Source organism: Bradyrhizobium sp., from assembly GCF_035570375.1.
GTDB lineage: Bacteria > Pseudomonadota > Alphaproteobacteria > Rhizobiales > Xanthobacteraceae > Bradyrhizobium.
The window spans coordinates 1-6,158 of record NZ_DATMLW010000127.1 but is presented as its reverse complement, the minus strand read 5'-3'; the positions used below and the strand labels follow the sequence as shown (position 1 = coordinate 6,158).

The 6,158-nt window shown below is 59.9% G+C and carries 7 protein-coding genes and 1 pseudogene; 7 read left to right on the top strand and 1 reads right to left on the bottom strand.

The features are described 5' to 3' along the window. Positions 1 to 838: alanine dehydrogenase (locus tag VNX23_RS13320; RefSeq protein WP_325630685.1), on the top strand; the 838-nt coding region annotated here is incomplete at its 5' end. A 425-nt stretch (positions 839 to 1,263) separates the two neighbouring features. After that, positions 1,264 to 2,586, top strand: a complete 1,323-nt coding sequence (locus VNX23_RS13315; RefSeq protein ID WP_325630684.1) for a TAXI family TRAP transporter solute-binding subunit — start codon at positions 1,264 to 1,266, stop codon at positions 2,584 to 2,586. On the opposite strand, the gene VNX23_RS13310 is transcribed toward VNX23_RS13315, so the two are convergent. Beyond that, positions 2,583 to 2,756: a hypothetical protein gene (locus tag VNX23_RS13310; protein WP_325630682.1), complete on the bottom strand. Its 174-nt coding sequence runs from the start codon at positions 2,754 to 2,756 to the stop codon at positions 2,583 to 2,585. The two genes, VNX23_RS13315 and VNX23_RS13310, sit on opposite strands and share 4 nt — an antisense overlap. Before the next feature lie 284 nt (positions 2,757 to 3,040). Between VNX23_RS13310 and VNX23_RS13305 the strand changes: the two are divergent. From VNX23_RS13305 to VNX23_RS13285, 5 genes and pseudogenes are all read left to right on the top strand, one after another. After that, positions 3,041 to 3,462: pseudogene (locus VNX23_RS13305) on the top strand (hypothetical protein). A gap of 180 nt (positions 3,463 to 3,642) precedes the next feature. Next, entirely contained in the window at positions 3,643 to 4,122 is a 480-nt protein-coding gene (locus tag VNX23_RS13300) for a PH domain-containing protein (RefSeq protein WP_325630680.1), read from the top strand. A gap of 137 nt (positions 4,123 to 4,259) precedes the next feature. Further along, a complete protein-coding gene (locus VNX23_RS13295; RefSeq protein ID WP_325630679.1) occupies positions 4,260 to 4,511 on the top strand; it encodes a hypothetical protein in 252 nt (83 codons plus the stop codon). A 139-nt stretch (positions 4,512 to 4,650) separates the two neighbouring features. Then, positions 4,651 to 5,211 carry a tyrosine-type recombinase/integrase gene (locus VNX23_RS13290; protein WP_325630677.1) on the top strand — a complete coding sequence of 187 codons (561 nt, stop codon included), beginning with the start codon at positions 4,651 to 4,653 and terminating at the stop codon, positions 5,209 to 5,211. Positions 5,212 to 5,368: 157 nt separating this feature from the next. Next, on the top strand, positions 5,369 to 5,572 hold the full coding sequence (locus VNX23_RS13285) for a hypothetical protein (protein ID WP_325630675.1): 204 nt from the start codon (positions 5,369 to 5,371) through the stop codon (positions 5,570 to 5,572). Positions 5,573 to 6,158 lie beyond the last annotated feature (586 nt).

The window sequence follows — 6,158 nt, the reverse complement described above, 5'->3', positions numbered from 1 at the left end:
TTATCTGCATCTCGCGCCTGATTTGGTGCAAACGCAGGACTTGATCTCGAGCGGCTCCGTATGCATCGCGTATGAAACAGTTACCGCCTCGTCAGGAGGACTGCCGCTCCTCACGCCGATGTCGGAAGTCGCCGGTCGCCTCGCGCCGCAAGTCGGTGCTCATGCGCTTGAAAAGGAGCCCGGCGGGCGTGGTGTTCTCCTAGGCGGCGTTCCCGGCGCTCCGGCGGCGGATGTGCTGATCATAGGCGGCGGCGTCGCCGGCACCAACGCCGCGACAATCGCACTCGGCATGGGCGCTCAGGTGACGATTCTCGACCGTTCGCTCGAGGTTCTGCGGCGCCTCGCGACCCAGTTCGACGGCCGCGCACGCACGATCTTCTCGACGCGCGCCGCGATCGCTGACCTCGTCACTAAAGCTGATCTCGTAATCGGCGCGGTGCTCGTGCCAGGGGCTTCCGCGCCAAAACTCATTACTCGCACAATGCTAAAGACGATGAAGCAGGGCTCCGTGTTCGTCGACATCGCCATCGACCAGGGCGGGTGTGCCGAAACGTCGAGGCCGACGACCCATTCCGATCCGACCTTTGTGGTCGATGGTGTGGTGCATTATTGCGTTGCCAATATGCCGGGAGCGGTCGCACGTACGTCGACCTTTGCGCTCAACAACGCCACCTTGCCCTTCACATTGCAGCTTGCCGATAAGGGTTGGCGCCAAGCTTTGAAGGACGACATCCATTTGCGTAACGGCCTCAATGTCTGCGACGGCAAGATCACCTGCAAGCCGGTGGCGGACGCGCACGGACTTGAGTTTACGCCAGCGGAGGCGTTCATCGACTGAAAGACCCGGTCGCCTGCGAGTTTGGTGCATGTCGACGTGGTTCCCCAAATCGCTATTCAATCGTCGCGCCTACGGCTCGGAGAATTTGAGACACATGCCGCAAACGGACTTTTGCAACACCATCCTCCCGTCAGCAGAAAATAAGCGGCTTTAACAAATTAAGGGCGGTTAAACCGCTTCATCGCAGCCGTCGATGCGGGATGTTGCGCCAGATCAAGGTCTGGTGGGTCAGGGCCGTTATTTTTGATTATGACCGCTTGATCTTCACCGCGAAAGGGGCTCGCCACCTCGTTCTCAATTCGCTTTTTTCTCGGCGCCTGTCGGTTTTTGCATAATGGGCCTCGGCTCTTGGTATTTTACGGTTGCGTGCGCTGCAGCCAACGCCTGCGGCAGTGGCCATCGGCCAAGCGATTGGAGTGACGAACATGATGTCGACAAGATTGCCGCTTTGGCTTCGTTTTTTCCTGCTTCTCGGTGTCGTCGTTTTTGCCGCAGGCGCGGGTCTCCTTGCCTATCGGTACTACACTCGCCCGGCAACGCTGACCCTGGCGGTCGGCTCGATCGACGGCGAGGCTGCCAAGGCAATGTCAGCGATAGCAAGCGAGCTCGTTTCAACGAACGCGCCGGTGCGGCTCAAGGTCATCGACAGCGGCACCGCGCTTGAGGCCGCCAACGCCTTCTCCGCGGGTAAGGTCGATCTCGCCGTGGTTCGCGGCGATGTCGGCGATTTGTCACAGGCGCAAGCCGTCGTCGTCGTCAGCCATATGGTCGTACTGATCATCGCGCCGCCGGGATCGTCCATCGACAGCATAGATGGCCTAAAGGGACACACGGTCGGCGTGGTCGGCGGCGTACCGAACGCCAAAATTGTCGATGTGCTGACCAGGGAATATGATCTGGCGAGCGCAAAAGTTGTATTCAAGAACCTTGCTTTGACGGATGTCCGGCAAGCCATTCAGTCAAAACAGGTCAGTGCCCTGCTTGTCGTGATCCCGCTCGCCGAGAAATACCTCTCGCTCGTTCGCGGATTTTTTCAGCTCGACCATAAAAAGGTCCCGGTACTGATCTCCATCGAGTCCGCGGCAGCAATTGCAGAGGCCGAACGTTCCTTTGAAAGTTTCGACGTCCCGAAGGGCACGCTGCGGGGATCACCGCCGGTCCCGGAAGACGACCTGACAACCTTGCGGACCTCGCTATACCTGGTTGCGCACAAGAAGCTCGGCACTGATCTGGTAACCCACCTCACGCAGGCGATTATGAGCGTGCGCAGGAATCTTTTGCGCGAGCAGCCGATTTTCGCGCAGATCACCGCGCCCAGCACCGACCAGGATGCCTACCTTCCGCTGCACCCTGGCGCGGCAGCCGTCTACAACAGCACCACGCAGAGTTTCATGGATGAATACGGCAACTGGATCTATTTGACGCCGATGGTGCTAGGTGGTGCTGCCACCATGCTTGCGGCGGCGTGGAAATTCCTGGGCATCGGCAACCGCGCGACCGAAGGCCCGCTCGATTCTCTCTATGCCCTGGGGCGCCGGATCCGGAAAGTCGAAGCAGAGGCCGAGCTGTCGGATATTGAAGAAGAAATTGACGGCATTCTAAAGGCGGAACGTGCCAAATCCGCTGCCGGAGACGAGAGCGCGGTGGATGATGCCACATTGAATGTGGTAGCCCACCGGCTGGAGAGCCTGATTCACGACCGACGCACATTGATCGCTAAGAGACCGGCAGTCGCCTCCGCGGCCTAGGCGACACCCCACTGGTCGCCAAACGATGCGGTACAGCGATTAACGGAATGACCGATATTGACTTCCTCGAACACGCGATCAATTGACGGTTGACCGCCGATGCGCGTGAGCTGAGGTAGGTTCGCAATCCGCCGACACCCATTAAATTGAATTTTATTCGGTGCGGCCATCGCGCATCTCCGGCATCGGCCATGGTCCGGTGAAAGGGCCGCTGCTTGGCACCAATCCCGCCGTCGACCGTCAAACCCTCACTGGCCGCTTTTGCGCCTACCAGTGTTTGAGCCCGTGGGCGATCGCTACCGCGATCAACCGACGAGGGTTTGAGAAATTTTTTCAAAAATAATGTGAGTGGCTAAACCGCCAAGGTGGACGTAGAATTTGTGTTACCACTCTGATGGTGGCTTGCGCCTCTGCGCGGGCGCGGCGACCTATCTCAAGCGAGGAGGCAAATCCGATGTGTGACTATAGTCTGCACGCTGTCGCGTTCGTCCCGCAAAGGTGGGCGAGATGCTTATCACAACGTCATTTTCAGGAGGGACCCGCGGCTTTGCGGCGGAGGGGGAAGCGAACGTGGCAGTTTGCTTGCTTCCGGGGACTGAATTGGCCTTTGATCAAGATGTAAAATTCGATCAGAGCTGGATTTGGAAAAAGACCACCAACTTCAGAGTTGCGCGATTCCGCAAGATAGATCCGTACAATCCCCACCGACATCATGATGCGCTCGAATTGCCGGACGGAAACGTCATTCTCGTGACGCTTCTCTCAAGCGGCCAGCGGGCGACTGTATTGCAGCTGCCGGTCACACATCAGCCCGAACACACGACCCCCACGGCCGAGGGGCAGTCAAACCGTAACACGCCCGCTTCTGCTCTATAGAAATGGCGTGACATAAAAGCAAAACCCGCCGAGCGCGTGCCCGGTGGGTCAAAATTTCAAAACAGACCTTACGGGGCGAAGGCGACCGGCGTAGCGTTGAAATTAGGCCACTGTATTTTTGAACTAGGCCACCGAGGGTGCGCAAACTGCTGTGGTGACGGGTTAAATCAGGGTAGGCGTATGGGGCGTTATATCGACGAAATCCTGCAGCCCGGCGAGAGGGTGCTGTATTCGACCAACGAGCACTGGATGTACTTTCTGCCGGCTATCGCGGCATGGATCATGGCGGTTGTGTTTCTGGTACTATCGCGCATGGTCGCCGCCGACGCGCTGATATGGGTTTGCGTGGCCTTGGCAGCGGTCGCTGGGCTTGCGGCCTTGTACTGGACGGCGACGGCCTGGTTCCACCGCTGGATCACCGAGACCGACGTCACCAACATGCGGGTCGTCCACAAGACCGGTTTCATCAAGCGGCGGACCTTCGAGATGAGCCTCGACAAGGTCGAGAGCGTCGACGTCAACCAGAGCATTCTTGGTCGCCTTATGGACTACGGCGACATCACCATTCAGGGCGTCGGCGAGGGCACGGAAACCATTTCCACCATTGCCTCGCCGCTCGCGTTTCGCAATGCCATTACGACGAGACCGGTCGGCACGTAAATCGCCGTGGAATCATCCGAGCGACCGCGGCCGACCTCCTGGAGAAGTCCGAGGTCGTCTACGAGCGCGCGGTCGAGAAGGATCAGCTCAATGCGGCCGGTCGGGCCATCGAGCTGCAAGGTCGGCTTGGCGGCGCGTTGGTCGATCGGGTTGAGGTCGGCGAGGCTGGTGCGTTCGATCAATGCAAAACCATCGAGGACTGCGTGAGGCTGATGCTGATGGATCAAACGCCAAGCGAGGCGCTGGAGCCGGTCGCCATCATAGGCGCGGAAATCGAGCGCCAGGCCGGCGATCGTGCCGAGATCGTTGTCGAGCCGACCAGGCTAGCGCCTGGCGCCAAGCTGGCGCAGTCGTTGGCGCTGTTCAGGCCGAAGTATCGCAGGCGATAGCCTCATCTTGCCCCTTGCTTACTGTCCGTAATCTTACTAGATTACGGACAGTCAGACATCAGGGGAGTCGCAATCAATGGCTAAATCGGTGCTTCGGCTGGTTGCGCCAGCAACAGCAAATCGGACAGTTGAGCGGTCGATGCCGTCCAGGCGGCCGAACGCGGAGCTTCGGCCACGGGAGCATCTGACTGAGCGCGAAGTCGAGAGCCTGATCACAGCCGCCAAGGCCAACCGCTGGGGCCAGCGCGACGCGACCATGATCCTGATGGCCTTCCGACACGGCCTGCGGGCCTCGGAGCTGTGCTCGCTGCAGTGGAGCGACGTGGAGTTCGAGACCGGCAACCTGCACCTGCGCCGGGCCAAGGGCGGGGCAACCGCCACCCATCCATTGCTGGGTGACGAGCTGCGGTCGCTGCGAGCTTTGAAGCGCGAGGCAAAGTCGCCCTTCATCTTCGTGAGCGAGCGCGGCGCGCCGTTCTCGGTTTCCGGCCTGGCCAAGCTGATCGAGCGCGCCGGCATCGAGGCCAAGTTGCCGTTCAAGGTTCACCCGCACATGCTCCGTCACAGCACTGGCTATGCCTTGGCCAACAAGGGAACTGACACCAGGACCTTGCAAGCGTATCTCGGCCATCGAAGCATCCAGTCAACCGTGAGATACACCGAGCTGGCACCGGGCCGGTTCAAGAACCTCTGGCGCTGACCGCGCCGCGCGCCGATCTTCCTGCCGCTGCGGCGCCCTTATGGCCTCCTGATCGATCGATGATCCCTCGTCGATCGGCGGGAAAGGGGGTTAGGCCGGCGGCACCCCGCTAATGGCGCAGCGTCTCTAAATTTTTTATGCAATGGGAGATGGTGCGATGAGCGAGATACCAAGTTTTTACTGCAGCAAGACATTGCTTGGATACAGCGGCGAGGACCTCAACCGGATCGTTCTGCACGGGCCGGATGGCTTTGAGTTCGTCCTCTACGAAATCGGCGAGGCGCGCGATGCAAGAGCAAACCAGCGCTGCAATGATCTCGCCGCCAAGCTCCGCGAGCTGTGGGACGCGCATGAGCGATGAACGCGGTGTTGCGAGCCTAGTGCGTTCCGATCCGGAGCGCAGCCGAGCTGCCGGCGCTCGATGACCAGGTTGAGCCAGGCGAGCGGCCGAACTGAAACCTATTGCAGGCCGCAGCACACGGTGGATAGGACGTTTGACAAGCGTCGAAACTGCGGCCGACCTGGTCGGCGCATCAGCGGGCTTCCCGGAGGTTCGCGTTTCGAAATTGCCGCGCCAGCGCGGATCGCATCGGTGTCAGCGCATCATCGATGCGGCGAAGTTTGGCGACGTCGGCGAGATGATCGCTCGCGTCATCGGCCTTGCCGATGATCTACTCGACCGGCTCCATCGCCTCGACGTTTCATTTTTGCGGAATGCGAGCGGCTCGCCAGGCGCTTGGCAAGTTCACGGATGTCTGCGGTTGGGGGCAAAGCGGACATGACGACGCCGGGCCGTTACTTCCGTTTTTGACCGATGCTGTCGAAAAATACCGTGGTGTCGTTGGTTTTGCTGTCGGGAGGCGTTTTTCTGGCAGACGTTGGAGCCTGATCGGCAAGCACCCGCGACCGGCTTGGCGACTTACCCAATCGCCCTACAGGCTCCTCTT

Excerpts from the sequence above, each read along its gene's own strand:
- VNX23_RS13300 (WP_325630680.1), top strand. The coding sequence starts at position 3,643 with ATGGGGCGTTATATCGACGAAATCCTGCAGCCCGGCGAGAGGGTGCTG.
- VNX23_RS13310 (WP_325630682.1), bottom strand. The coding sequence starts at position 2,756 with ATGGCCGCACCGAATAAAATTCAATTTAATGGGTGTCGGCGGATTGCG.
- VNX23_RS13315 (WP_325630684.1), top strand. The coding sequence starts at position 1,264 with ATGATGTCGACAAGATTGCCGCTTTGGCTTCGTTTTTTCCTGCTTCTC.
- VNX23_RS13290 (WP_325630677.1), top strand. The coding sequence starts at position 4,651 with ATGCCGTCCAGGCGGCCGAACGCGGAGCTTCGGCCACGGGAGCATCTG.
- VNX23_RS13285 (WP_325630675.1), top strand. The coding sequence starts at position 5,369 with ATGAGCGAGATACCAAGTTTTTACTGCAGCAAGACATTGCTTGGATAC.